The organism is Aetokthonos hydrillicola CCALA 1050, assembly GCF_017591665.1.
Lineage (GTDB): Bacteria > Cyanobacteriota > Cyanobacteriia > Cyanobacteriales > Nostocaceae > Aetokthonos > Aetokthonos hydrillicola.
Window position 1 is genome coordinate 1 of the sequence record NZ_JAAKGC010000343.1, and the last position, 1,800, is coordinate 1,800.

The 1,800-nt window shown below is 44.6% G+C and carries 1 protein-coding gene; it reads right to left on the minus strand.

The features are described from left to right. Positions 1 to 228: 228 nt before the first annotated feature. The gene (gene ndhD1 / locus G4P69_RS37720) at positions 229 to 1,800 is read right to left on the minus strand and encodes a photosynthetic/respiratory NAD(P)H-quinone oxidoreductase subunit D1 (RefSeq protein WP_208355040.1); all 1,572 of its coding nucleotides are present in this window, start codon (positions 1,798 to 1,800) and stop codon (positions 229 to 231) included.

Here is a 1,800-nt window from a genome sequence, read left to right on the forward strand (position 1 = left end):
CTTTCGCTTGGGGATAGAGCCTGTCTATCGCTCGCCATCGAGCATAACCTTCCAGTAATCACCACCGACCGAGTATGGGGCGAAATGGATCTAGGGGTTGTGGTGAATGTCCTACGGTAACAAATAGTCTTGTCAAAAGTATTGTAAACTTTTACTAAGGAAATAGACAAATATAAAAAAAGCAGGTATAACCTGCTTTGAAAATCATTCAAATTGAAAATCAACGAATCAATCGCCAATCTTTGGCGCACTCAAAGAAACTTGAGACACTTTCTGCTGTGCCAAACTTGGTACCGACTCACGCAAACGTGCGGTCAATTGTAAAGTTGTAGAGTCGTAGATTTGAGTCAAGATCTTGGGATACAAACCAATCCCAATGATTGGAACTAGCAGACAGGCGATGATGAAAATTTCGCGGGGTTCTGCGTCGATGAGTTTCTGATGAGAAACCAATTCTTTGTTTTCTTGACCGTAGAAAATTTCCCGCAACATTGACAGCAAATAAATTGGAGTGAGAATCACACCAACTGCCATTAAGAAAACGACAATAAATTTAAAGGTAGGGTTATAGGCATCGCTGGTGGCAAAGCCAACAAACACCATTAACTCTGCCACAAAACCACTCATGCCTGGTAAAGCTAAAGAAGCCATTGAACAAGCCGTCCACATGGCAAACATCTTACCCATTTTCTGCCCAACACCACCCATTTCATCTAACATCAGGGTGTGTGTCCGATCATAAGTCGCTCCTACAAGGAAGAATAAACTCGCCCCAATCAAACCATGAGACACCATTTGTAACATTGCCCCACTTAAACCCAAATCGGTGAAAGAGGCAATACCAATGATGACAAAGCCCATGTGGGAAATTGAAGAGTAGGCGATTTTTCGCTTGAGGCTGCGCTGGGCAAAGGATGTGAGGGCAGCGTAGATAATATTGACTACCCCCAAAATCACGAGTACTGGGGCAAAATAGGCATGGGCATCGGGAAGCATCTGGGCATTCATGCGAATGATTGCGTAACCACCCATTTTTAGCAGGATACCTGCCAGCAACATGTGTACTGGGGCTGTGGCTTCACCATGAGCATCTGGTAGCCAAGTGTGTAGTGGAAAAATTGGTAACTTGACGGCGTAGGCTATGAGGAAGCCAGCGTAAAGCAAGAGTTGGAGATTGAGGGCGTAGTCTTTAAGAGCGATCGCGCGCATATCAAAAGTGACTGTATTGCCATAAAACGCCATCGCCAACCCAGCAACCAAAATAAATAGCGAACCACCAGCGGTGTACAAAATAAACTTGGTGGCTGCGTACTGCCGCTTTTTACCTCCCCAAATCGAGAGTAGAAAGTATACCGGTACTAATTCCAGTTCCCACACCCGGAAAAACAACAGCATATCCTGGACAGCGAACACGGCAATTTGACCGCCATACATTGCCAGCATCAAAAAGTAAAATAGCCTGGGCTTGAGTGTTACAGGCCAAGCTGCTAACATTGCCAGCGTGGTAATAAATCCAGTCAAAATTATCAGGGGCATAGATAGTCCATCTGCCCCTACTGACCAATTTAAATCAAGCTGTGGAACCCAAGGGTAACTTTCTACAAGCTGTAAATTCGGGTTTGAGAAGTCGTAATTGTTATAAAAAGCCCAGACAATAAGTGCGAAGTCAATCAACCCTACGATTAGGGAGTACCAGCGCACTGTTTTGCCGTCTTTATCGGGTAAGAGAGGAACTAGTAGTGACGCCGCTATAGGTAACAAAATAATCGTCGTCAGCCACGGAAAATTAGCTGTATTCAT